At 47.9% G+C, this 22536-nt stretch carries 21 protein-coding genes; 20 read left to right on the plus strand and 1 reads right to left on the minus strand.

The window, feature by feature from the left end:
* Positions 1 to 56: 56 nt before the first annotated feature.
* Positions 57 to 338, plus strand: coding sequence for a DUF6061 family protein (locus tag MTP42_RS01905; protein ID WP_223385108.1), 282 nt, complete (start codon positions 57 to 59; stop codon positions 336 to 338).
* Positions 339 to 422: 84 nt separating this feature from the next.
* Here MTP42_RS01905 and MTP42_RS01910 read toward each other — a convergent pair whose 3' ends face one another.
* Positions 423 to 1166: an ATP-binding protein gene (locus MTP42_RS01910; RefSeq protein ID WP_249257835.1), complete on the minus strand. Its 744-nt coding sequence runs from the start codon at positions 1164 to 1166 to the stop codon at positions 423 to 425.
* Between the two features lie 295 nt (positions 1167 to 1461).
* Here MTP42_RS01910 and MTP42_RS01915 point away from each other — a divergent pair, with 295 nt between their 5' ends.
* From MTP42_RS01915 to MTP42_RS02005, 19 genes are all read left to right on the plus strand, one after another.
* A complete protein-coding gene (locus tag MTP42_RS01915; RefSeq protein WP_223385111.1) occupies positions 1462 to 2169 on the plus strand; it encodes a hypothetical protein in 708 nt (235 codons plus the stop codon).
* 481 nt (positions 2170 to 2650) lie between these two features.
* On the plus strand, positions 2651 to 3235 hold the full coding sequence (locus MTP42_RS01920) for an accessory gene regulator ArgB-like protein (RefSeq protein ID WP_249257836.1): 585 nt from the start codon (positions 2651 to 2653) through the stop codon (positions 3233 to 3235).
* Positions 3236 to 3313: 78 nt separating this feature from the next.
* Positions 3314 to 3460: a cyclic lactone autoinducer peptide gene (locus tag MTP42_RS01925; protein WP_249257837.1), complete on the plus strand. Its 147-nt coding sequence runs from the start codon at positions 3314 to 3316 to the stop codon at positions 3458 to 3460.
* 85 nt (positions 3461 to 3545) lie between these two features.
* Positions 3546 to 3794: a hypothetical protein gene (locus MTP42_RS01930; protein WP_223385112.1), complete on the plus strand. Its 249-nt coding sequence runs from the start codon at positions 3546 to 3548 to the stop codon at positions 3792 to 3794.
* 73 nt (positions 3795 to 3867) lie between these two features.
* Positions 3868 to 4950, plus strand: coding sequence for a hypothetical protein (locus MTP42_RS01935; protein ID WP_249257838.1), 1083 nt, complete (start codon positions 3868 to 3870; stop codon positions 4948 to 4950).
* Positions 4951 to 5102: 152 nt separating this feature from the next.
* Positions 5103 to 5351 carry a hypothetical protein gene (locus MTP42_RS01940; protein ID WP_249257839.1) on the plus strand — a complete coding sequence of 83 codons (249 nt, stop codon included), beginning with the start codon at positions 5103 to 5105 and terminating at the stop codon, positions 5349 to 5351.
* Between the two features lie 115 nt (positions 5352 to 5466).
* Complete coding sequence (locus MTP42_RS01945; protein WP_249257840.1) at positions 5467 to 5787, plus strand: DUF3847 domain-containing protein; 321 nt, start codon at positions 5467 to 5469, stop codon at positions 5785 to 5787.
* 272 nt (positions 5788 to 6059) lie between these two features.
* Complete coding sequence (gene mobQ / locus MTP42_RS01950) at positions 6060 to 7637, plus strand: MobQ family relaxase (RefSeq protein ID WP_442899461.1); 1578 nt, start codon at positions 6060 to 6062, stop codon at positions 7635 to 7637.
* Positions 7638 to 8526: 889 nt separating this feature from the next.
* Positions 8527 to 8868, plus strand: coding sequence for a replication initiator protein A (locus MTP42_RS01955; RefSeq protein WP_249257842.1), 342 nt, complete (start codon positions 8527 to 8529; stop codon positions 8866 to 8868).
* A gap of 223 nt (positions 8869 to 9091) precedes the next feature.
* Positions 9092 to 9274: a hypothetical protein gene (locus tag MTP42_RS01960; protein WP_005945116.1), complete on the plus strand. Its 183-nt coding sequence runs from the start codon at positions 9092 to 9094 to the stop codon at positions 9272 to 9274.
* Between the two features lie 93 nt (positions 9275 to 9367).
* Positions 9368 to 10993, plus strand: coding sequence for a recombinase family protein (locus MTP42_RS01965; protein ID WP_249257843.1), 1626 nt, complete (start codon positions 9368 to 9370; stop codon positions 10991 to 10993).
* Positions 10980 to 12803, plus strand: coding sequence for a DNA topoisomerase (locus tag MTP42_RS01970; RefSeq protein ID WP_249257844.1), 1824 nt, complete (start codon positions 10980 to 10982; stop codon positions 12801 to 12803). Before MTP42_RS01965 ends, MTP42_RS01970 begins: the two co-directional genes overlap by 14 nt.
* 95 nt (positions 12804 to 12898) lie before the next feature.
* A complete protein-coding gene (locus tag MTP42_RS01975) occupies positions 12899 to 13687 on the plus strand; it encodes an LPD16 domain-containing protein (protein ID WP_249257845.1) in 789 nt (262 codons plus the stop codon).
* Positions 13684 to 13992 carry an immunoglobulin gene (locus MTP42_RS01980; RefSeq protein ID WP_249257846.1) on the plus strand — a complete coding sequence of 103 codons (309 nt, stop codon included), beginning with the start codon at positions 13684 to 13686 and terminating at the stop codon, positions 13990 to 13992. Before MTP42_RS01975 ends, MTP42_RS01980 begins: the two co-directional genes overlap by 4 nt.
* Entirely contained in the window at positions 13979 to 14572 is a 594-nt protein-coding gene (locus MTP42_RS01985; RefSeq protein ID WP_223386361.1) for a YodL domain-containing protein, read from the plus strand. The genes MTP42_RS01980 and MTP42_RS01985 overlap by 14 nt, the downstream gene beginning before the upstream one ends.
* Entirely contained in the window at positions 14573 to 14779 is a 207-nt protein-coding gene (locus MTP42_RS01990; protein ID WP_097783070.1) for a transposon-transfer assisting family protein, read from the plus strand.
* A gap of 802 nt (positions 14780 to 15581) precedes the next feature.
* Positions 15582 to 15926, plus strand: a complete 345-nt coding sequence (locus MTP42_RS01995; protein WP_223387524.1) for a TnpV protein — start codon at positions 15582 to 15584, stop codon at positions 15924 to 15926.
* A 5-nt stretch (positions 15927 to 15931) separates the two neighbouring features.
* Positions 15932 to 22165: an SNF2-related protein gene (locus MTP42_RS02000; RefSeq protein WP_249257847.1), complete on the plus strand. Its 6234-nt coding sequence runs from the start codon at positions 15932 to 15934 to the stop codon at positions 22163 to 22165.
* Positions 22162 to 22494: a plasmid mobilization protein gene (locus MTP42_RS02005; protein ID WP_002576391.1), complete on the plus strand. Its 333-nt coding sequence runs from the start codon at positions 22162 to 22164 to the stop codon at positions 22492 to 22494. The genes MTP42_RS02000 and MTP42_RS02005 overlap by 4 nt, the downstream gene beginning before the upstream one ends.
* Positions 22495 to 22536: the final 42 nt, after the last annotated feature.

Raw genomic sequence — 22536 nt, forward strand, 5'->3', positions numbered from 1 at the left:
AAGAGACCTCATCTCGTTGAAAATCAAACCTTAAAATCATTAAAGGAGCCATTCAAATGAAACGAAATCAGAATTTTGACCATAATCGCTCTCAAAAAGTGCTTTCCTGCCGCTACAACATGGACACCAACCGGGTGGAAGTCCGGTTTGAGGATGGAGCCACTCTTTCCATCGACTGCATCGCTATTGAGGACGAATACGGCAACACCCCTGCGCAGCAAGCAGAGCTGGATTGGCTGCTCTACAACAAGCCCTTGGAGTATGCCCAGCTTGTGTTGGGTGGTGAGATTGAGCATTATCTCTCACTTGGTTGCGACCATGGTAGACTAGAGGATTAAAATAAAAAACAAGTTACATAGAACAACAACCCTTCATTTGCAGTAACTACAAATGAAGGGTTGTTATCATAAATAAAAATATTTTTAATTCTCGCAGTTCAATCGAACTTTCACGGTAAAAGTTCCATTCTTCTTTTCGGCATAAAAATCGCCATCGCTTTCCTTCACCACACGTTTTACATTTTTCAGTCCATATCCATGGTGGCTGCCAACCCGAAGGCTGCGCGAGATATCACTGTATGGATTGTCAAGGCGGTAGAAAAGGCTTCGATACTGTTTGCGCAGCTGCAAATGGATCTTTCGTTGTTCTGGCGGCAAGCCACAACAAGCTTCAATTGCATTGTCGAATGTGTTTCCAATCAGGATGCTTAAAGATAACGGAGATATAGATAGAACTTCTGGAATCGTTACGTCCAGAGTAACTTTGATGCCGTTTTCTTCTGCTGTATGTAAATACTGATTCAGCAGTGCGTCCACAACTGGATTTCCAATCGTAGAAATATTTTTGGAACGTTCAAAGGCATCCGTTGCATCTCGTACAATTTTGTGAAGTTCTTCGGAATTCCCGCGTTCCGCAACTGCCTGCATTGCCAGAATATATTTTTTGATGTCGTGCCAAAGGGCTCTTGTTTCTTCCTGCCGTTCCTTTAGCTGCTGATAATACTCCATCTGCAAGCGATATTGCTGCTCGTTAAATTCCGCTCTGAGTTTTTCTTGCTCATTTTTTCGGAGGGCTTCCACATGGACATCATATCGCTTGACGCTCTCAACAATATCTTCAAGTTCTGACGGTTCATCATCGCAGACTGCAATTCGATACCTCGCCATTTTGTTGTCCTCCACAAAGTAATGTTGCTGACACTATTATAAACTGTGCATTTGCGCCTGACAAGTGGTTTGACATACCACTTTTGCCGCTAAAACGACCAGTTTTGCCAAAGGTCTTGATTTCAAAAAATTCTATGGTACATTGAAGCTGCAAGTTATATTATCTGTATGTGTCTTTACAATGTTGAACATAACTTTCAAGAGTCAAGAAAGGGTGCTTCCAATGCAGAACTCATAACATTAATTGAATCCAATAACATTAAAAGGACAATTTCTGTAGAAAGAGGTGCAAAAAATGACATTCACAAAAAGATTCATTGCAATTTTGCTTTCGTTTGCGTTGGCGTTTACAGCTCTTTCATCGACAGCTTTCGCATCAAATGGAATAGCCTCAAAAGGTAAAAGAATCCCATATTCCGAACTGCCAGAGGGATATAAAAGCGTAATTAGCTCTGATGCTATTATATATCAGCAAACAGACGGCTCCTATGATATTTATCAAAGCAGCCCTGTACTCAAACAAACGGGAGCCAAAGCATCTCAGAGATACGCGCCTAAAGGCGGCTCATACAGTGATCTTAAAAACGGTTGGATCACATCTTTGACCTGCGTGGTATACCAGACCTATTTGCCAAGAAATAACGTAAATATATGGATTTCAGAACAGGTTCCCGATATTCGAAGCTATATCATCGACAAGATAAGTTCAATGGGAACGGGTGCTATTGTTAAATACATTTCCGAAAAATGGGGATATGCCTTTCTTGCATCTGCCGTTGTTGAAATTGCAAATGGTGCAAAATTTGTTTTAAGCTGGCTCAATTTCAACCAAGTTGATACTGCAAGCAATCATGGTCAAAATGGAATATTGATTGAGTATCTTACAAATATTGGATCAGGGAATGCTAGAGTATATTCTGCATGGACAAGTTCTTATGTTCCTATGGAACCATATGGTGGTAGCGCAACGTGGCATGCAGAAGATTATTATGTGATGCCGTAAATCTTTGATGACACAAGGATAAATCAATAAGGATATCAGTAATTAATGAAAAAAGCGTACTATGGACTTCTTACATTTTCAATAATGAGTTTATCCTATGATTTGTACTATTGGAAAATGAGGAGTGCCGTTGGAGCATTGCGAACAGTGGATAAGGTTCTTTGCCTATCAAGCGGAAGTATTTGTGTACTCATAATAATGTATATTGTCATAAAGAGCATAAAAGGTCACAAGAAAAAATAGAATCTCGTATTAGTTCTATCTTGATTCATCAAACCGGAAAGCTTGCTCCCCAAAAGTAAAACTAATAGCCATCCATCTGCATTAATTGCAAGTGGATGGCTATTACTCTGCCTGCTTTAATTAGAACTCGGCTTACCACTTTTGCCGCCAAAACGACCAGTTTTGCCAAAAGTCTTGATTTCAAAAAAATCTATGGTATATTGAAGCTGAAAATCTCCAAACTGGGAGTGACATTACAATGTGGGAACGGACACTTTCTCAGAAAATTGTAAATAAGCTATGTGAGCAAGATGTAATTGACACCTGCGATGCAGCTGCTTATGTCTATGGATATGAATTACTTATTTCATCTGTTATAAGCGTCCTGATTGTTGTACTTGTTTCCATTATATGTGGTGACTTTCGTTATTCGCTTTCCTTTTTGCTTGGATTTGTTCTCCAACGGATCTATATTGGTGGATACCATGCGACATCACACATACGCTGCTATTTTGCGTTCTCTGGGATGTTTTTGATTTGTGTTTTGCTGAGCAAATTGATTGTAGTCACTTATATTTTCCGCATTATGACAACAGCACTTCTCTTGAGCATTTCGATTCTTTTCGCACCCGTTGAAGCGAAAAACAAGCCTTTGAACGAAAAGAAACGTCTGAAATATAAGATAATCGCATCGACACTCTCCGCAGTGGATTTTATAATTACGCTTCTAAATATGCTTCCAAATAACCGTATTGTAACTTGTTATTATCTCTCCAAATGGGTTCTAGTTATATTTGCAGTAGGTCCACTCTATCAAAAAATAAAACCAGCTCGTACTATATAATTGTCGAAAGGGGCTTCATTCATAATGTTATGATGATTGCCTTGATTATACAAATTAAAATTTGGGAAGGTGAAAATCATGAAAACGCACAATAAAAAATGGATGTTGATTTTTGGTAAATTCACTTGTGTGATGGCCATGGCACTCGCTATCTTGAGTGTTAACAGCACTTGCGGATTTACGGCATACCAACCGGATGTTCCCGAATCTCTTAACAACGAATAATATCAGACAACAAAATATTGATAAAGGAAGTGATTCCAGTGCACAAAGTTGTAAGTGTAACAGTATTGGCTACAAAGGAGATACCATGAATTCAGAAAGTTCCATACGGTTTCCTGCTGATTTTTCATATATTACAGCAGAAGAAGAACTTACAATTCAAGGCGGAACTGAAATCGAAGCAATTGATAGCATCGTTTCAAATATCACAAAAATAAGCAGAGTCTTAAATTACTTAGCAAGAATTTTTGCGGCATCAAGTTCAATGCTAAACAATCTAATAACTGTTTATAATACAGCAAAGCAATTAGACAAGTATATTCAGCAAAATTTTTGATAGCTTCAAATAAAGACATTTATCTAATCTTAATTATGAGGATACAAATATGAAAATATCTAGAAGAAGTTTTATGAGTGGTCTTCATGCTACATTTCTGACAACTGCTCTTGCTTCTATTGCGCCTTCAGCGTACGCAATGGAAAGTCCGGGTATGGATTCGTTGGATGTTTTGGTTTCTATGCACTATTTTCTTTCAGCACCCGATAACGGTACAATTCTTTGGCCAAAAGAATCCGTGATTGCCGAAATTATCCCTCTGTATGATGAGTTTGGAAACATTGTCGCATATTATGGAAAGTTGGAAAACGGAGGATACGCTATCGTTAATAATAATATAAAGAATCCGACTGTAATTGAATTTGGCGAAGATGATAATCCTCTAATTCGTAAAATCTTGAATGAATCTCCAACGACACATATTGTGTATGGTGGTCCATTCTCTGTTAATGACTCTGATTTTAGTGTCTTTTCAAGTGAATCTCAGGGAATGATGGATTTGTACTCGCAGTATCCTGAGTTGCAAGATGATAATGAGCCGCTTGCATCTGCTATTTTAGAGCAGTGTAGTGAGATAAGAAAGCGTTATCCGGCATTTCCAACAGGTGATGGGGATTATGGATTCATTGAGTGGGATGATATGCCTTCTGGTGGTTATAGCGAGAAAAGGCTTCCGGTAAGTGGTGTTCAATGGGTTCAGATGAATGACTATAATGATATTGCTCACGATCACTGTGGCGCAACGGCAGCAACAAATCTGGCAATGTATTTTTCCAATCAGGGATACTTTGACCTTGAAAAAGGAAGTGCTCGTGACACCTTTATTGCTGTACATAATATTGTTGGAAACGGACCAATATTTGAACTTTCCGGAAAAGTCGAGAAGTATTTTTCCAGCTGTGGATATAACTTGAGTTGTTCTTCTGTGGCCGTTCTTGATACGCTAAAAGATGCACTGGACTATGATCATCCATGCGATCTCCTTTTGGCTGATAGTATTATCGCATGGCATTGGATTCTCGCTTTTGGGTATAGAGATTATTATTCAGGAGATTTCTACATTCAAATTATGGATGAATGGAATAAGAATATCAAACGTTTTTACAAGTTGAATTCCGGGTCGGCATGGCTTTCTGCCACGGAATACTGGATGTGATAGCATTGAAAAATAGGTATTGTTTTCTTTTTATTAATATAGGGAGTTTTTTGATACTATACATCGTTTCCACTAGATTCCTTGGAAATATCTACCTTTTTGATTGGACGAGCCGAAATCACTATCTCTATATTTGGATTATTCCAGTACTTATGGATTTTTTGGATCATCATATTAGATCGATAAGTATTTCAACTGGAAATTTTATAGGAATTATTGTCGGACAAACCATCGGAGACTTTATTGTAGAGGCAAACAAATCGAAAATATCCCCCGATATGCTTCCAGGAAAGATAGAACAGTTACGTAGTCACCCCGGAGTATGGATATGGTTATTGACGATTGCCATATCCTATGTAATTGGATTTTTAATCGAGAAAGCTTATCAAAAACATAAATAAAACTTTTTCTGAAAGAGTTCGAGTAAACCGCAAAAATCATACACGTTTTTCCTAGCCAAACAATCAGTGCAAAGCAGATCTGATTGTTTGGCTCTTTATTTTGTAAAGGAGCGTGATGCCGTTGACCCAACCGAAAACCGACCTAGCCTACCTCCGCAGCGAAAAAGCCAAAGCAGAGCAGAAGCTGCGCTCTTGCCAGCACCGGGAGAAGATTCTTGAACGCCGGATGTCAGAGCTGAACCGGAGAGAGCGTGTGCATCGTCTTTGCACCCGTGCCGGAATGCTGGAAAGCTTTCTGGTCTGTCCGGGAGAACTGACCGATGATCAGGTGATGGAACTGCTGAAAATCTCGTTCCGTCAGCCTGAAGTCGTGCTGGCTCTTGCAAAGATGGTGCATGACGTTCACGAAAAGCAGAACGTTCCGAACCCCCTATGAAATAGGGCGCAATTATACACCGTTCCGGTGAAATTGCGGTCTTGCAGACGGCTCGATGAAATCGAAGCTGGCGTTTGTGCGCCAGCCCGATTCCATCACAAGGAAAACTGCATTTTCCTTGCGCTGCTCCGCAGCTATCCTTTTGCGGCTCCCGCCTAAGACCGAAGCGCATAGCACTCCGTTCTAAGGCGGTGAGCACAACCGAATACGATTCCAGACCGTTCATCAAGAGCAATCTTGCTGGGCGGTCTTTTTGTTTGGGGGTGATGCCTATTCCGTGTCCGCATTTCAAAATTACCATCGTCAAGCGCAGCCAAGGACAGTCCGCTGTTGCCGGGGCCGCTTACCAGAGCGGCGAACGGCTGTTCAGCGAGTACGACCAGAAAACGAAATTCTACAACAAGAAGAAAGAACTTGTCCACGCTGAGATCATGCTGCCGCCCCATGCGCCGTCCGGATATGCAGACCGGGCAACGCTCTGGAACGCAGTAGAATCCGTTGAAAATCAATGGAACTCGCAGCTTGCCCGGCGCATCGTGCTGGCGTTTCCGGTGGAGGTGCCGAAGGAACAGTATCTTCCCATGCTCAAAGAATTTTGCAACGAGCAGTTTGTTTCCAAAGGTATGATAGCCGACTTCGCCATCCACGACAAGGGCGATGGCAACCCACACGCCCACATTCTGCTGACCATCCGGGCAATGGATGAACACGGCAAGTGGCTCCCGAAAGCCCGAAAGGTATACGACCTTGACGAGAACGGCGAACGCATCCGGCTTCCATCCGGGAACTGGAAGTGTCACAAGGAAAACACGGTGGACTGGAACGACCAGAAGTACGCCGAGGTCTGGCGGCATGGCTGGGAAACCATCACCAACCGCTATCTGGAAGCCGCTGGCAGACCGGAACGTGTTGATCTCCGCTCATTCGAGCGTCAGGGCCTGCAGCAGATTCCGACCGTGCATCTCGGCCCCGCTGCTCACCAGATGGAAAAACGTGGGATAGAAACCTTTCTCGGCAACCTGAACCGGGACATTCGTGCCGCCAACAGCTTGATGCAGTCCATCCGCAGCGCCATCTGTGGACTGCAACGCTGGATCGCAGACCTGAACGAAAAGAAGCAGCTTCTTCTGGACGCTCTGGAAAAAGCAAAGGAACCCACGCTGTCCGACCTTCTGATGGACTATTTCAATCTCCGCAATGAGCAGCGCAGCGATTGGTCTGGCAAGGCAAAACTGAAATGCACTGTCCGGGATTTTGAGGAAGTCAAACGGGCGGTGGACTATCTGAAAGCTCATTCTCTGAACACCGTTGAGGATTTGAACCAAGCCATTGACAGCTTAAACCAGACCGCTGCTCCTCTCCGCGGGCAGTTGAAGCAGAACGAAAACCGTATGCGGGCAATCGCTCAGATCAAGGACGCTGCTGCCGTCCATGCCAAGCTGAAACCTATCCACGACACCTTTATCAAGAAGAACTTCAAGCTGACCAAGGACGCTTATGCCGCCCAGCACAAAGAGGAGCTGGACACCTTTAATAAAGCTGTCCGCACCCTGATGAAGCTGAACGGCAACACAGCGGTGGATTTTTCGGCATTGAATGCCGAATTTTCTGCGCTGCAATCCGGCAGCGCAGAGCTGCGCACCCAACTGGAAACCTTGCAGCCGGACATCTCCGCACTGAAAAATATCCGCAAGTATATCGACATGGTGCTGAATAAGCAGCAGCTTTCCGCACCGGGCGGTAAGCTGCCGGAGAAGGAATCGGTGCTGAAAAAGCTGGAGCAGTTTCAGCAGAAAAAGTCCCACCACAAAACGACTTCCACTCCCCCAAACCGCGAAGAATCGCTCTAAACGATCTTTCTGTCACCGATATGCTGTTGCAATCAGTGGCAGAAATACATAATTCGTTTTTGTTGGCTTTTGGCTATTCTCGTTGGCTAGTGAGTAAAGGCGCATTTTTAAGGTGGAAATTTTCTCCAACACCCCCCATTTTAGGCCACTTTTTCTGTTAATAGTAGAAACGCTTCTTTGAAGGCTAGTCATTTGTGACTTTTTTGTTAATTCTCAAAAAGATGGTTGTCTTTTGGTCTTTTTCGTCGGCTACCTATTGAGAGGACTTTTTCAAAGCCGGAGATTCGGTCTCAAGAATTACAATTCGATTACAAGTTTCTCACCAGTGCTACGAAACAGGCGTTCTCGATGCCTACCAAGTGTAGGGCATCTTTTTCAAGACCACTTTCAACTTTAGGCACTGCCATTGTTGCAAAGTTCCGTCCTCCATCGGTCGCCCCATGGGTCAATGTTATTTTAATCAAACAGCCACCTCAACTATATTTTCCAAAAACTTTTCAACAAATTTCTTTTTCAGGCTATTTTTTGGCCGTTTTCGATGGCTCGTAAGTAGAGGGACAATTTTTCGGAAGCCTTAAATTCCGAAGATTTTCTATAAAACTCCGTTCTTTGAAAACAGAATAGTTCAATCGTCCGGCACTTCACAAAAGGTACTTCTGTAACTCGCAGCCCGGTCATAACGAAGACGGGGTGGCTGAAATGCCAATGGTGCGGTGCAAGCCCGCCGCCGGACGATTCCCCACTCCTAGGGAAGTCGAGGACCAATATGGGAGACCTTAACTTATTAACGCAGTTGAGCACTTGTTTCGTGCTTTTCTGCGACTGGAGAATTGGAACCCACCAATTCTCGTTACATACTCTTTGTTTCTGATTTCTGCTTCAGCTGGAGGTGATCAACATTTCAGAATATCTTACCACGCAAACTCCGCTGCCGCCGTTTCTCCTATACCCACGCTTCCTTTTGGAACTTGACCTGAGCCAGACTGCAAAAATGACTTATGCGCTGCTGCTCGACCGTGCCACGCTCTCGCAGAAAAATCTCTGGATAGATGAACGTGGTTTCGTGTTTGTCATTTTTACGATTTGCTCTTTGGCTGAGCAGCTAGGGCGCAGCACTGTCAGTGTTTCCAGTGCGCTTAAGGAATTGGACGCTGCGGGATTGATCGAGCGCAGACGAACGCGGTTTTCTTCGCCCAATCACATCTTTGTGAAAATTCCAAATGTTGAATAGTTCTGCGTTTTTCACGATTCAAGAACCGCCAAAATCACGATTCTGTGATGCAGATTCTTAATGGCATCTGCAAAAGATATTTTTCCTATGCAGTATAGCAGCCTTTAAGACTGTATCGAAGAAAACTTTCACCTAACCAACGTAATAAAACAAAAAGAGAAAAACGAATAGAATCCATCCATTCCTTTCCGTATTTGCACCACATGAATGAGGAGGTCTGCCCTTGAACAAAGAAAAATCTGAGAAGAAGCCCACCACACGCAAACGTGCGCCGAGAAGTCCGAAGTCCGTGCGCCTGATCGTGGAACGCCATTATATCGGCAATGTGCCGATGAATACGCTTTTTCAGCGGCTTGTGGAAGAAGAAATTCGTAAAACTGCCGAATCGTATCTCGCCGCTGGCTAATTGGACGTTTTACTGCGGAAAAGGGCTTGCATCGTCACGCAGCATCCGCTACAATGTGATTGATGAGGTCTCTTTTCCATTATGGAGGTACACATGGAAAAGGACAAAAAAGTAACTGCTTTATACTGCCGGCTGTCAAAAGATGACGGTTCAAACAGCGAAAGCCTGAGCATCCGCACTCAAAAGGCGATGCTTATGGAGTATGCCACACGCAACGGTTTCGGGAATTGCCAGTACTATGTCGATGATGGTTACAGCGGTACGAACTCTGACCGCCCTGCCTTTCAGGAACTTCTGGATGATATCCGGGAAGGAAAGGTGGCAACAGTCATTACCAAAGACCAGTCCCGACTTGGACGCAACCACATCGAAACCGGAACGTATATGGAAATCTTCTTTCCTGAGCACGGTGTCCGCTATATTGCAATCAACGATGGTTATGATTCCAACGAGCAATCCCAGATGGATATTGCTCCGTTCAGAAACATCATCAATGAAATGTACGCCAAAGACACTTCCCGAAAAATCAAGAGTGCCCTTCGGACACGCAAGAAAAGCGGAAAGTATATCTCCAGCAACGCACCGTTTGGCTACCAGAAAGACCCTGCCGACCACAATCACCTTGTGATTGACCCGAACACCGCCCCTGTTGTTGAGTACATCTATTCAATGGCAGAGGAAGGGCTGGGGCTTCACCGCATCGCCAAGCGGCTCCACGATGAAAAAGTTCTGAAGCCGTGTTACTACAAGAAAGAGATGTTTGGCCGCTTTATTGATGATGAAAAGATGTATGATTGGGATAATGCCTATATCAGTCAGGTTCTGCACAGCCCGGTCTACGCCGGACACATCATCTACGAAGCCAAGCCCACCGTGTCCATGAAATCCAAAAAGCGACGTTATATTCCGTTTGAAGAACGTGCCATCGTTCCGAATACACATGAAGCAATCATCCCACAAGACCGTTGGGAGAACGTGCAGCGCATCCTTTACAGCCGTTCTGGCTGCTTTATGTGTGATAAGACCGACTACGACAATATTTTCAAGGGAATTATCCGCTGTGCAGACTGCGGCAGAACGATGTTAGTCAAGGTTGAGCACAGGCGCAAACGCAACAGTGTTCTGGATCAGACCTTTTATTGTTGCAGCACTTATCGGAAATATGGTGCGAAAGCCTGTGACTCTCACAATTTGGAAGCCCGTGTTCTGCATGAAGCTGTCTTTGCAGACATTCAGGCACACGCAAAGGCTGCTGTGAGCAATCGGGAAGCCCTTGTGAAGAAGATTGCAAATCAGATGCACCTCCGGGTGTCCTCTGACCGGGCGCAGCACAAACGGGATTTGAAGCAGTGTAAAGCACGAATCGCAGAAATCGAAGACCTGTATGCAAAACTTTATGAGGACGTATCAAAGGGACTTCTCCCGGAGAAACGTTTTCAAATGCTTGCGGATCGCTACGACAAAGAACAGGCTGAACTGACCGAAAAGATTGAGCAGTACGAGCGGGAAGGCCGTGCTGAACACGATCAGCTGGACAAGATTCAGGATTTTATTGATGAAGTCAGCAAGTACGCTGGCATCACCGAACTGAACTATAAGATTCTGCATCAGCTGATTGACAAGATTCTGGTATCCAAAGCGGAAAAGGTCGATGGCGAATACGTCCAGAAAATCCAGATTTTCTACCGCTTTATCGGCCCATTGGATGCCATCGAGTAACAATGTCAGAAAAGTCACCTCCGAGAACTATCCTACAGATGCAGGGCGTGAGGGCGAACTGATTTTCCGACTGGTTTACCATCAGTGCGGCTGCAAAAAGCCGGTGGAACGGCTTTGGATTTCATCAATGGAGGACAGTGCTATCCGGGAAGGCTTTCAGAAGCTCAGACCGGGAACAGAATATGATGCCTTATATGAGGCGGCTTTATGCCGGGAGCGAGCCGACTGGATTGTCGGAATCAACGCCACCCGGCTTTTTTCATGCCTGTATGGGCAGACCCTGAATGTGGGGCGCGTGATGACACCAACGCTTGCGATGGTGGTCATGCGGGATGCAGCAATCCGGGCTTTCAAGCCAGAGCCGTTCTACTCGGCAGAATTGAAATTCCGGGATTTTCAAGCAGGCGGTGAGAGGATGAAAGAAAAAGCAGAAGCAGAAAAACTGGTGGCAGAGTGCTGTCAGGCAGGTAGTGCCATCATTACCAAGGTGGAGCAGAAAGAAAAATCAGAGAAGCCCCCGGCCTTGTTTGATCTGACATCGCTTCAGAGAGAAGCAAACCGGCAGCTGGGATTCACTGCCCAGCAGACCTTGGATTACACGCAGGCTCTGTACGAGAAGAAACTCGTGACATATCCCCGTACCGACAGCCGGTATCTGACGGATGATATGGCACCGCTTGTGCCGGAACTTGTTTCCGTGATTCAGCAGAGCTTTCAGATTCAGCCGGATGCACCGGCACCGGTGAATGCAGCACAGGTCATCAATTCCAAGAAAGTCACCGATCACCATGCCATAATCCCTACAAAAACAGCGGCGGGTTATGACATTTCCTCTCTTCCCAGTGGAGAACAGGCGGTTCTTACCATGCTGGCGGTGCGACTGATTTGCGCGGTAGGAACTCCCTGCCGCTATGCAGAGACCATAGTAGAAGCCGAGTGCGCTGGTCAGAAGTTCCGCACGAAAGGCAAAACAGTCACGGATATGGGCTGGAGGCGATATGCAGGAAAGGCAGTTGAAGATGCTGAGAAGAATGCGGAGGCAGGTGATCTTCCGGAGCTTTCGGAAGGCATGACATTGGAACTTGCCGGTGTCGATCTGAAAGAAGGCAAGACCAGCCCACCCAAGAGGTTTACCGAAGATCTTCTGCTTTCAGCAATGGAAAGTGCCAGCTCGGATGAGTTCCCGGCTGGCGTAGAGCGTAAAGGCATCGGTACACCGGCCACACGCGCTGCCATTATCGAAAAACTGGTACAGAAAGGCTTTATCGAGCGCAGGGGCGATAAGAAAATGAAATATCTTTGTTCTACGGACAAGGGAAATGCGCTGGTGACGGTGGTGCCGGAACAGATTCAGTCCCCATCCATGACGGCAGACTGGGAGGAAAAACTGCTGAAAATAGAACATGGCGAGTACGACAGCGATGCCTTTATGGGAGAAATCAGCAGCATGGTCAGCGGACTTGTAAAAACCTACGAGGCTGTAAAAGGTGCTGATGTGCTGATGCAGCCGGAACGGAAAGTCATTGGTTCCTGCCCGGCCTGCGGCAGTGATGTCTGTGAAACGGCAAAGGGATGGTTTTGCAGGGATAGGGGCTGTAAATTTGCGCTCTGGAAGGAAAACAGGTTCTTTCAGACACTGGGAAAGCAGATGACGGAGGAACTGGCAAAGCAACTGGTAAATCAGGGGAAAGCACGGCTTACTCATTGCTATTCCAAGAAATCTGGACGTTACTATGACACAACCGTTCATGTAGAGACCGGCGAGGACGGTGCAGCAGCATTTAAGCTGGAGTTTGGAGGTAAAAAATGAGCATGAAAATGATGAATGCATCTTATCTGGTGGATAATGTTGCTCTGTTTTCCTTGCAGGAAAAGCAGGACGGTGTGGAGTTCCATTGCTTTGATATGGACAGCAAGGTGCAGATTGCCGAGGGACACATTGGCTGGGATGTGTTGGATAAACAGCCGTTTTCTACGCTGGAAGAAAGCGCGAGGATGGCGGCACTCCAGAAGATTCCCCAGCTTGACGGTCTTGCCGTTGCACCGGTAGCTCCGGAGATGCTGGAGCAGGTACGCGGCGGCAGAAAGGTTCTCTGGCAGATGAAAAAGGCTGATCCTGAGCTGGAGAATGCAAAAAATATCCGGTTTATCACCAGCAGCTACGAGGATCGGTTCAAAATTCCGGATGGCAGTGCGGTGGAGATTGAGTATCCGAATCGGAAATTTTCAGCCCGCTGCGAATATATGGACGAATATCATTTGCGCCTGGGGTATGATGTTCTGCACATCTGTCAGCTGGCAGAAATGCTGGAACGCGGCGGTGGCACATGCCGTCCGGAGCCGCTGATTACGGAAGAACGCAGCGCATGGGATTTGGGAAGCAAGGGCTTTCTTGCCATTCAGACCTGTGAGGACGGTTACGACTATACCTTATATCATAAGGACTTCACGGAAATTGACGGCGGACAGATCGACGACCCGGAAATCAGCATGAATGCAGCCAGAGACCAGATTCTCTCGGATTATGGGTTCGGTGGCCGCACCATGACGCGGATTGACTATGATGAACTTTGTGATCGTGCAGAGAAAGCGGAAATCAGCAGACGGGAATCTGTGCTGGGTAAACTCTCGGATTTGTCTTCCAGAACGGATACGCCGGTGAAAGCTGCCAAGGCGAAGGAGGCGGAGCGATGAAATACAAGCTTACGAAGGCGGAGCAGGAAACCGTCATCAATTTTGACAATGAACTGGATACTGCCAGTATTTACACCCATGACAGCCGTCTGATTAGGAAGCTCCGGGAACTGCGAAAACAGTATCCGGAGCAGTTTATTTTGGAGCACCGAGAGCATGGGGCGGTCACTTATACGATTTCGAAACGCTGTGTCGGTATCCGACCGCCTTACAGTGAAAAGCGTCGGGAACGGCAGCGACAGGAAGCAAAGGAAAACGGCCTGCCGTTTATGGAGAAGGGAGAAATGAACGATGGCAAGAATTGAAAAATGGGATGAAGTGCATGGAAATCAGGCACCGGACGAAAGAATGATGGCATTTCTCGACAGTGCTACCGACCAGTATGCGATTTTGCAGCTTCGCCGCAGCGAGGATACGGTATATGAACGCTTTTCGTCCATGCGCGAACTGGAACGGATGGGGCTGGAACCGGATATTGACCATTATGAAGTGGTTTATACGGCTCCGCTTCTTCCCTACAAGGATCAGAATACGATGTTGGAGGAACTGTATGCGAAATTCAATGTTTCCCGCCCTGATGATTTTACTGGGCATAGTCTTTCTGTGTCTGACATCGTGGCTTTACGGCAGAATGGTGTTGTAAGCTGTCACTATGTGGATTCCATCGGCTTCCAGGAACTGCCCGGATTTTTGAAACCGGAGAATTACCTGAAAGCCGCAGAAATGGCAATGGAAGACGATTACGGCATGATTGACGGTGTAATCAATAACGGAAAGAAGGAAGAACCGGCGGAGAAAGCATCGGTTCTGGATCAGCTGAAGGAAAAGCAGGAGGCGGTGCCGCCTGCACCGCCTCGCAGGTGCTGCGAAGAAAAGGAGTTGTAAATGCGTTTTACGGATGACGAGTGGATGCTCATGATGCTTTACAGCCCTGGCACACGGACGGGGCTGATTGCAGAGCTTCAGACGATGCAGAAAAGTCTGACGGGCAGAGATAGAAACCTGCGTAGGTGGACGGCCTCGCTGCTTGCGAAACTGGCTGAGATGACAGATGCAGAATATGAGGCACTGGATTTGTATCCGGACGAATAAGGGAGAGGAGGAAAAAGACAGATGATGACGAAAACGGCCTATTATATGCAGATGGCACAGGAAGCTGCGGCACAGATCACTGGCAGTAAAGAACAGTGGACAGCATTTCTGACCACATCCGCGCGGCTTTATAAGTATCCCTTTGCGGAGCAGCTGATGATCTATAAGCAGAGGCCAGAAGCGACGGCCTGTGCAGAGTACGATCTCTGGAATGACAGGATGAACCGCTATGTGAAGCGCGGCTCCAAAGGCATAGCTCTTTTGGATATGCGCGGCGAGCAGCCGAAACTGCGGTATGTATTTGATGTGGCAGATACCGGAGAACGGAAGAATTCCCGTCCGGTACAGCTCTGGAAAATGAATACGGAGCATGAGCAGCCAATCATTCGGGCACTGGATGCTGCATTCGATGTTCCTGCCGGTGCCGGGTCTCTGGAAAATCATATCATGGAAGCGGCGGAACGCCTTGCAAGGGATTACTGGGAGGAAAACCGCAGGCAGATTAGTGACATCGTTGCAGATTCCTATCTGGAAGGGTATGATGAACTCAACATCGGAGCTTCCTTTAAGAGAGCTGCTGCTGTCAGCATCGCATATTCCGTTTTTACTCGGACGGTGGGCAATGCAGATGACTATTTTGAACACGAGGATTTTCTGGACATCTTTGATTTTAATACGCAGGCTGCTGCCAATGTGCTGGGAACTGCGGTCAGCGAAATGTCCAGCCAGATCTTCCGGGAAATTGAACGCACGATCCGAACCTATGAAAGAGATAAGCAGGCAGAAAGGAGCCAAAACTATGATGGAGCTGAATTACACGAAGAACGGCGATTACCTGATTCCGGACATCCAGCTGTCGGTGCAGGAACAGAAGCCCTTGGGCAAGTACGGGAGGATGCGCAGAGCGTTCCTGCAGGAGAACAACACGCTGCTGTACAATCACCTGATCCTGACCGAGAAGCTGTACCCGCACCTGTGGGAGATTCAGGAGACCGCGACCGCACGGATGGAGCAGATGATGGCGGAGCTTCTGAAAGCGAATCCGGCACCGGACAAGAAATCGAACCAGATAGCCTGGGTGCAGCACATGAACATGCTGAAGGCGCAGGCAGAGGAAGTTATTCTGACGGAACTTATCAACAGTTGAACTTTATGAGCCTGTTTCAGTCCGAAGCAGAGCAGATTCAGAAAATTGATGCGGCGGCAGAGAATGCAGCCAGAGAAGCGGAGAGCGAAAAGCCCTCCGCTTTTGTTATTTCTGAGGATGAAATCGACCGGATGCTGCGGACAGGTTCTAATTTTGAGGGCGGAAAAATCCGTATTTATGCGCTGTATCAGCAGCAAGGGGACGCAAAAGAACGAGCTGCATTCCTGAAAGCAGAATACGGTCTCGGCGGTCACAGCTATACCTTTATGGATGGCAGTCGCGGTTTTGCGGATTATGACGGAAAAGGCATTTTGCTTCGCAATTATGACCATGACCGGGAAGTGCGCCTCACATGGTCGGCGGTGGATAAGCGGTTAGACCGGCTTGTGGAAAATGGTCAGTATCTGACTGCGCTGGAACTGGAAGAGTATCGGAAGCTGGAGCAGGAATATGGCGCGCCGCTTCCTATGCCGACTGCCGCCCATGTGTTTCCGTCAACGCCACCGGAACGCTACGATACCGGAAATGAGCATGTGGACAACATGCTGAATACGGCTGCGGATGTATATGCCCGGAGTGAACTGGCGGCACCACAGCGGTTTACCGTGATGGAGACAGACGATGGTTATGCGGTCTGGGATGATATTCAGGACGGCATTCATGTGGAGCCGGATGGCGTCAGCGAAGAGTTTACCAGCGAATGGGAGGCAGAGACCTACCGCCAGCAGTTGATTGAAAAAGTTCAGGAACGGGAAGCAAAAGACTGGCTCTATGTTGAACAGAGCAAGCAGAATTTGCAGCAGGACATTCCATTCCCAGATGTGGAATCCGAAGAAGTACAGGAATCGGCTCACGCAGAGACAGATCCTCTGGTACTGGAAATGCAGGAACACGCCAGCGAACTTTCCAGAGAGTCTGGCTATGCACCGGATGAACGGTTTGTGGTCACAATGACCGGCGAGAACTTTCCGGATTCTAAAGATGCGTTTGCCATCTGGGATTATGTCAAAGAAGAGTATTACGGATATTCGGACGGAAAAGTGCAGACATTTGCCGATTATGTGAGTGCATCAGAGGCGTTGCAGGAGATTCGCGGCAGGAACATGGAGGTTGAAAAAGAGCCTGCAACTGTGCAGCCAGAACCCGCAGCTCCGGTGCAGCCGGATTATCGCGTTGGCGATACGCTGTATCTGGACGGAAAGGCATTTACGATTGAAAAAGTCGGGCTTTTCGATGTGGAACTTCGGGACCCGGATTTCGTGTATCCGATCTTCCGCTCGGAAAGCAAGGAAAATCTGGCAAGAATTTTGGGGCATGAGGAAAATGTTCACCTGCACAATCTGGTGGTTGATCTGAATTCTGGAAAAGAAGAAGCGTTCCGGGCAGGGCATGAAGCAAAACATGCGGAGAACTACCGCATCAACAGCTTTCACCTCGGCGAAGGCAGTCCTAAGCAGAAATTCCGTGCCAACATGGATGCCATCTACATGCTGAAAGCCTTAGAAAATCAGCATAGGGATGCGACACCGGAGGAACAGGAAACGCTGGCCAATTATGTCGGCTGGGGTGGGCTGGCAGATGCCTTTGACGCAGAGAAAACTGCCTGGACAGGCGAATATAAGGAGCTGAAAGCAGCTCTTACGGAAGAAGAATATGCCGCAGCCAGGGCTTCGACTCTGAATGCGCATTACACCAGCCCTACTGTGATCCGTGCAATCTATGAGGCATTGGACGGTATGGGATTTGAGAAAGGCAATATTCTGGAACCGTCGATGGGTGTCGGCAACTTCTTCGGTATGCTGCCGGATTCCATGCTGGGAAGCAGACTGTATGGTGTGGAACTGGATTCCATCACCGGGCGCATTGCGCAGAAATTGTATCCGCAGGCAGAAATCAAGGTGGCAGGCTTTGAAACCACCGACCGGCGCGACTTCTATGATCTGGCCGTGGGCAATGTGCCCTTTGGCAACTACCGTGTCAGCGATAAGCCCTATGATAAACTCGGATTTTCTATCCACAACTATTTCTTTGCCAAGGCATTGGATCAGGTTCGTCCCGGTGGCATCGTGGCCTTTGTTACCAGCCGCTACACGATGGATTCCAAGAATCTGGACGCGCGAAAGTATCTGGCGCAACGGGCAGAACTGCTGGGAGCCATTCGACTTCCTAACAACGCATTCCGTGCCAATGCCGGTACAGATGTAGTGTCGGATATCATTTTTCTGCAAAAGAGAGACCATCCAATTGATATCGAACCGGATTGGGTGCATCTGGGGCTGATATCGGAGGGTATTACCCTCAACAGCTATTTTGTTGACCACCCGGAAATGGTGCTGGGTGAGATTACAACGGAAAGTACCCAGTACGGCAAGGAAGAATGTACGGTCATTCCGATTCCGGATGAGGATCTGGGAGACCAGCTGCATGAGGCTGTGCAGCATATCGGCGGTCACTATGAAGCGCAGGAGCTGGCACCGGAGGAAGAACTGTCCTTGCAGGGCGAAACCATTCCGGCAGACCCCAATGTAAAGAACTTCTCCTATGCGGTGGTGGATGGGGAGGTCTACTTCCGTGAGAACAGCATCATGCGAAAGGCTGACCTTTCTGCGACAGCCACCGGCAGGATCAAGGGCATGGTGGAGCTTCGTACCATTGTGCAGGAACTGATTGACTACCAGCTGAACGATTATCCGGAGGACGCGATTGCCCAGAAACAGCGGGAACTGAATGTAGCCTATGACCGATTCGCCGATCAGTATGGGCTTATCAACTCCCGTGCAAATGCGCAGGCTTTTTCAGAAGATTCGTCTTATTATCTGCTCTGCTCTCTGGAAAATGTAGATGAAAACGGCAGGCTGGAATCCAAGGCGGATATGTTCACCAAACGGACGATTCGACCGGAACGGGCTGTTACCAGCGTAGATACTCCGGCAGAGGCTCTGGCAATCTCCATCGGAGAGCGCGGCAAAGTGGATTTGCCCTATATGTCGGAGCTTTTAGGTACACCGGGAGAATTTGAAAAAATCCAGCAGGAACTGCATGGTGTCATTTTCAAAGACCCGATGACGCAGGGCGGCGAGGAAACCGGCTGGGTGACGGCTGATGAATATCTGTCCGGCAATGTCCGGGAAAAACTCCGCGTGGCGGAACTGGCTGCGGCTTCTGATCCTGCCTTTGCGGTAAACACGGAATATTTGAAGAAAGCACAGCCGAAAGACCTGGATGCGTCGGAGATTGATGTGCGCCTTGGTGCCACATGGGTCAATCGGGATTATATCCAGCAGTTTATGGAAGAAACCTTTGAACCGCCGTTCTATCTGCGCAGAAATATTGAAGTGAAATTCTCTCCCATGACGGCAGAATGGCAAATTACCGGCAAGAGTACACCGAGCCGGAATGATGTTCATGCCTATATGACCTACGGCACCAGCCGTGCCAATGCCTACCGAATTCTGGAGGATACGCTGAATCTGCGGGATATTCGTATTTACGATACCGTGGAGGATGCAGACGGCAAGCAGAAGCGGGTTCTGAATAAAAAGGAGACCACCCTCGCCCAGCAGAAACAGCAGGCCATTAAGGATGCGTTCCAGAATTGGGTGTGGAAAGACCCTTATCGCCGTGCGGAACTGGTGGAAAAGTATAACGAGCTGTTCAACAGTACCCGTCCTCGTGAGTACGATGGTTCTCATATCCGCTTTGGCGGTATGAATCCGGAGATCCGGCTGCGTGAACATCAGCAGAATGCCATTGCTCATGTGCTGTACGGCGGCAATACGCTGCTGGCCCACGAGGTAGGTGCCGGTAAGACCTTCGAGATGGCAGCTTCTGCTATGGAGGCAAAGCGGCTGGGACTGTGCCAGAAATCCATGTTTGTCGTTCCGAATCATTTGACCCTTCAGTGGGCAAACGAGTTCCTACGCCTGTATCCGAGTGCAAAACTGCTGGTGGCAAGCAAAAAGGACTTTGAGACTGCCCGCAGAAAAAAGTTCTGCGCACGAATTGCCACTGGCGATTACGATGCAGTTATCATCGGGCATTCTCAGTTTGAGAAAATCCCGGTGTCCGCAGAACGGCAGGAGCGGATTTTGACTGCCCAGATTGATGAAATCGAAAATGCTATTGCTGAGATGAAATCCCAGAATGGCGAGCGTTTCTCCATCAAACAGATGGAAAAGACCCGGAAAGGATTGGAGGCGAGATTGGAGAAACTCCGGGCAACCGACCGAAAAGACGATGTGATTACCTTTGAGCAGCTGGGCGTAGACCGGCTGTTCGTAGACGAGGCACACGCGTTCAAGAACCTGTTCCTCTACACAAAAATGCGCAATGTTGCGGGCTTGTCCACATCGGAAGCGCAGAAATCTTCGGATATGTTTATGAAGTGCCAATATATGGACGAGCTGACAGGCGGGCGCGGCATCATTTTTGCGACCGGCACCCCGGTCAGCAACAGCATGACGGAGCTTTACACCATGATGCGGTATCTCCAGTACGGCACGTTGCAGCAGAAAGGGCTGACCCATTTCGACAGCTGGGCTTCTACCTTTGGTGAGACCACCACGGCCATTGAGCTGGCACCAGAAGGAACCGGATACCGGGCAAGAACAAGATTTGCAAAATTCTTCAACCTGCCGGAGCTGATGAATATGTTCAAGGAAGTGGCAGATATCAAGACTTCCGATCAGCTGCATCTGCCGGTGCCGGAGGCAAAGTTTGAAACTGTGGTGGTGCAGCCTTCGGAGCATCAGCAGGCGATGGTGGCGGAGCTTTCGGAACGGGCAGCGACTGTGCATTCCGGCGTGGTAGACCCGTCGGTCGATAACATGCTGAAAATCACATCGGACGGCAGAAAGCTGGGGCTGGATCAGCGGCTGATGAATCCGCTCCTGCCGGATGACCCCAACAGTAAGCTCAATGCCTGTGTGCGGAATGTGCTTCGTATTTATGAAGAAGGACAGTCGGACAAGCTGACCCAGCTGCTGTTCTGCGACCTCAGCACACCGAAAAACGATGGAACCTTTAATGTCTATGAGGACATCCGCACCAAACTTATCCAGTCCGGTGTACCGGAGGAAGAAATCGCATTTATCCATGATGCTGATACCGAGGCAAAAAAGAAGGATCTGTTTGCCAAAGTCCGTACTGGGCAGGTGCGGGTGTTGTTAGGTTCGACACAGAAGATGGGCGCAGGCACGAACGTGCAGGACAGGCTGGTGGCCGTGCATCATCTGGATGTAGGTTGGCGGCCTGCGGACATGACCCAGAGAAATGGTCGTATCATCCGTCAGGGAAACCGAAACAAAGAGGTGCAGGTTTATCAGTATGTGACGGAAGGAACTTTTGACGCTTACCTCTATCAGACACTGGAGAATAAGCAGAAGTTTATCAGTCAGATTATGACCAGCAAATCTCCGGTACGTTCCTGTGATGATGTGGATGAGCAGGCTCTTTCCTATGCGGAAATCAAGGCACTTTGTGCAGGAGACCCGCAGATCAAGGAGAAAATGGACTTGGATGTAGATGTTGCAAGGCTGAAAGTATTGAAGGCGGACCATCAGAGCCAGCAGTACCGATTGGAGGATAAGCTGATGAAATATTTCCCAGCGGAGATTGAGAAAACGCAGGGGTTTATCAAAGGCTTTCAGTCGGATATTCGGACGGTGGCGGCACATCCGCTGCCGGAAGAAGGGTTCTGCGGCATGGAGGTAAATGGCACACGCTTTACTGAAAAAGCAGAGGCCGGTGAAGCAATCCTCGCAATCTGTAAAGCCAATCAGAGTTTGGAGCCGGTGCCGCTTGGCAGTTACCGTGGTTTCAAGATGGAGCTGGCATTTGACAGCTTCCAGAAAGAGTATCAGGTGCTGCTGAAAGGCGAGATGACCCACCGGGTACCCATCGGCACCAGTGCTGCGGGCAATATCCAGCGTCTGGACAATGCTCTTGCCGGGATTCCTGCAAGGCTGGAAAAGGCGGAACAGCAGTTGGACAATCTTAGTAGCCAGCAGGAAGCGGCGCAGGCCGAGCTTGGAAAGCCATTTCCCCAGGAGGCAGAACTGGCAAAAAAGAGTGCAAGACTGGCAGAACTGGACGCACTGCTGAATATGGATGACCGTGGAAACGATGATCCAGACCGTGAGAAAACAACGGAAAAGCCGTCTGTCCTGGCAGAGCTGCGCGACCGTGTAGGGCGCATTCCGCCGATGACACATCGAGATGATGAGGAGGTGACACTATGAGTGTTCGGGAACACTGGATCAATGTCCGGGTAAACCCGGAAGAGCTGGCGAGAATTCGTGAAAAGCAGAAAGAATTAGGCATCCGCAATACCGGTGCCTATATGAGAAAGATGGCAATGGACGGGTACTGCGTAAATCTTGATTTGTCGGATGTGGCGCAGGTATCCACACTTCTTCGCCGATGCAGCAACAACCTGAACCAGTACGCAAAACGCGCCAATGAATCTGGAAGCATCTATGCGGAGGATATCCGGGATTTGCAGAAGCGACTGGATGAACTCTGGGAGATGCAAAAGCTGATCTTAAAGAGGCTTTCTGGTATTCGATGACGGCGCAAACGTGCGGAACTTCTATTGCACATGGCACAGATG

It is taken from the genome of Faecalibacterium sp. I2-3-92 (genome assembly GCF_023347315.1).
Lineage (GTDB): Bacteria > Bacillota > Clostridia > Oscillospirales > Ruminococcaceae > Faecalibacterium > Faecalibacterium duncaniae.

Bases quoted from the DNA above. Each gene is read 5' to 3' on its own strand.
- MTP42_RS01905 (WP_223385108.1), top strand. From the start codon at position 57: ATGAAACGAAATCAGAATTTTGACCATAATCGCTCTCAAAAAGTGCTT.
- MTP42_RS01910 (WP_249257835.1), bottom strand. From the start codon at position 1,166: ATGGCGAGGTATCGAATTGCAGTCTGCGATGATGAACCGTCAGAACTT.
- MTP42_RS01915 (WP_223385111.1), top strand. From the start codon at position 1,462: ATGACATTCACAAAAAGATTCATTGCAATTTTGCTTTCGTTTGCGTTG.
- MTP42_RS01920 (WP_249257836.1), top strand. From the start codon at position 2,651: ATGTGGGAACGGACACTTTCTCAGAAAATTGTAAATAAGCTATGTGAG.
- MTP42_RS01925 (WP_249257837.1), top strand. From the start codon at position 3,314: ATGAAAACGCACAATAAAAAATGGATGTTGATTTTTGGTAAATTCACT.
- MTP42_RS01930 (WP_223385112.1), top strand. From the start codon at position 3,546: ATGAATTCAGAAAGTTCCATACGGTTTCCTGCTGATTTTTCATATATT.
- MTP42_RS01935 (WP_249257838.1), top strand. From the start codon at position 3,868: ATGAGTGGTCTTCATGCTACATTTCTGACAACTGCTCTTGCTTCTATT.
- MTP42_RS01940 (WP_249257839.1), top strand. From the start codon at position 5,103: ATGGATTTTTTGGATCATCATATTAGATCGATAAGTATTTCAACTGGA.
- MTP42_RS01945 (WP_249257840.1), top strand. From the start codon at position 5,467: ATGCCGTTGACCCAACCGAAAACCGACCTAGCCTACCTCCGCAGCGAA.
- MTP42_RS01965 (WP_249257843.1), top strand. From the start codon at position 9,368: ATGGAAAAGGACAAAAAAGTAACTGCTTTATACTGCCGGCTGTCAAAA.
- MTP42_RS01970 (WP_249257844.1), top strand. From the start codon at position 10,980: ATGCCATCGAGTAACAATGTCAGAAAAGTCACCTCCGAGAACTATCCT.
- MTP42_RS01975 (WP_249257845.1), top strand. From the start codon at position 12,899: ATGGACAGCAAGGTGCAGATTGCCGAGGGACACATTGGCTGGGATGTG.
- MTP42_RS01980 (WP_249257846.1), top strand. From the start codon at position 13,684: ATGAAATACAAGCTTACGAAGGCGGAGCAGGAAACCGTCATCAATTTT.
- MTP42_RS01985 (WP_223386361.1), top strand. From the start codon at position 13,979: ATGGCAAGAATTGAAAAATGGGATGAAGTGCATGGAAATCAGGCACCG.
- MTP42_RS01990 (WP_097783070.1), top strand. From the start codon at position 14,573: ATGCGTTTTACGGATGACGAGTGGATGCTCATGATGCTTTACAGCCCT.
- MTP42_RS01995 (WP_223387524.1), top strand. From the start codon at position 15,582: ATGGAGCTGAATTACACGAAGAACGGCGATTACCTGATTCCGGACATC.
- MTP42_RS02000 (WP_249257847.1), top strand. From the start codon at position 15,932: ATGAGCCTGTTTCAGTCCGAAGCAGAGCAGATTCAGAAAATTGATGCG.
- MTP42_RS02005 (WP_002576391.1), top strand. From the start codon at position 22,162: ATGAGTGTTCGGGAACACTGGATCAATGTCCGGGTAAACCCGGAAGAG.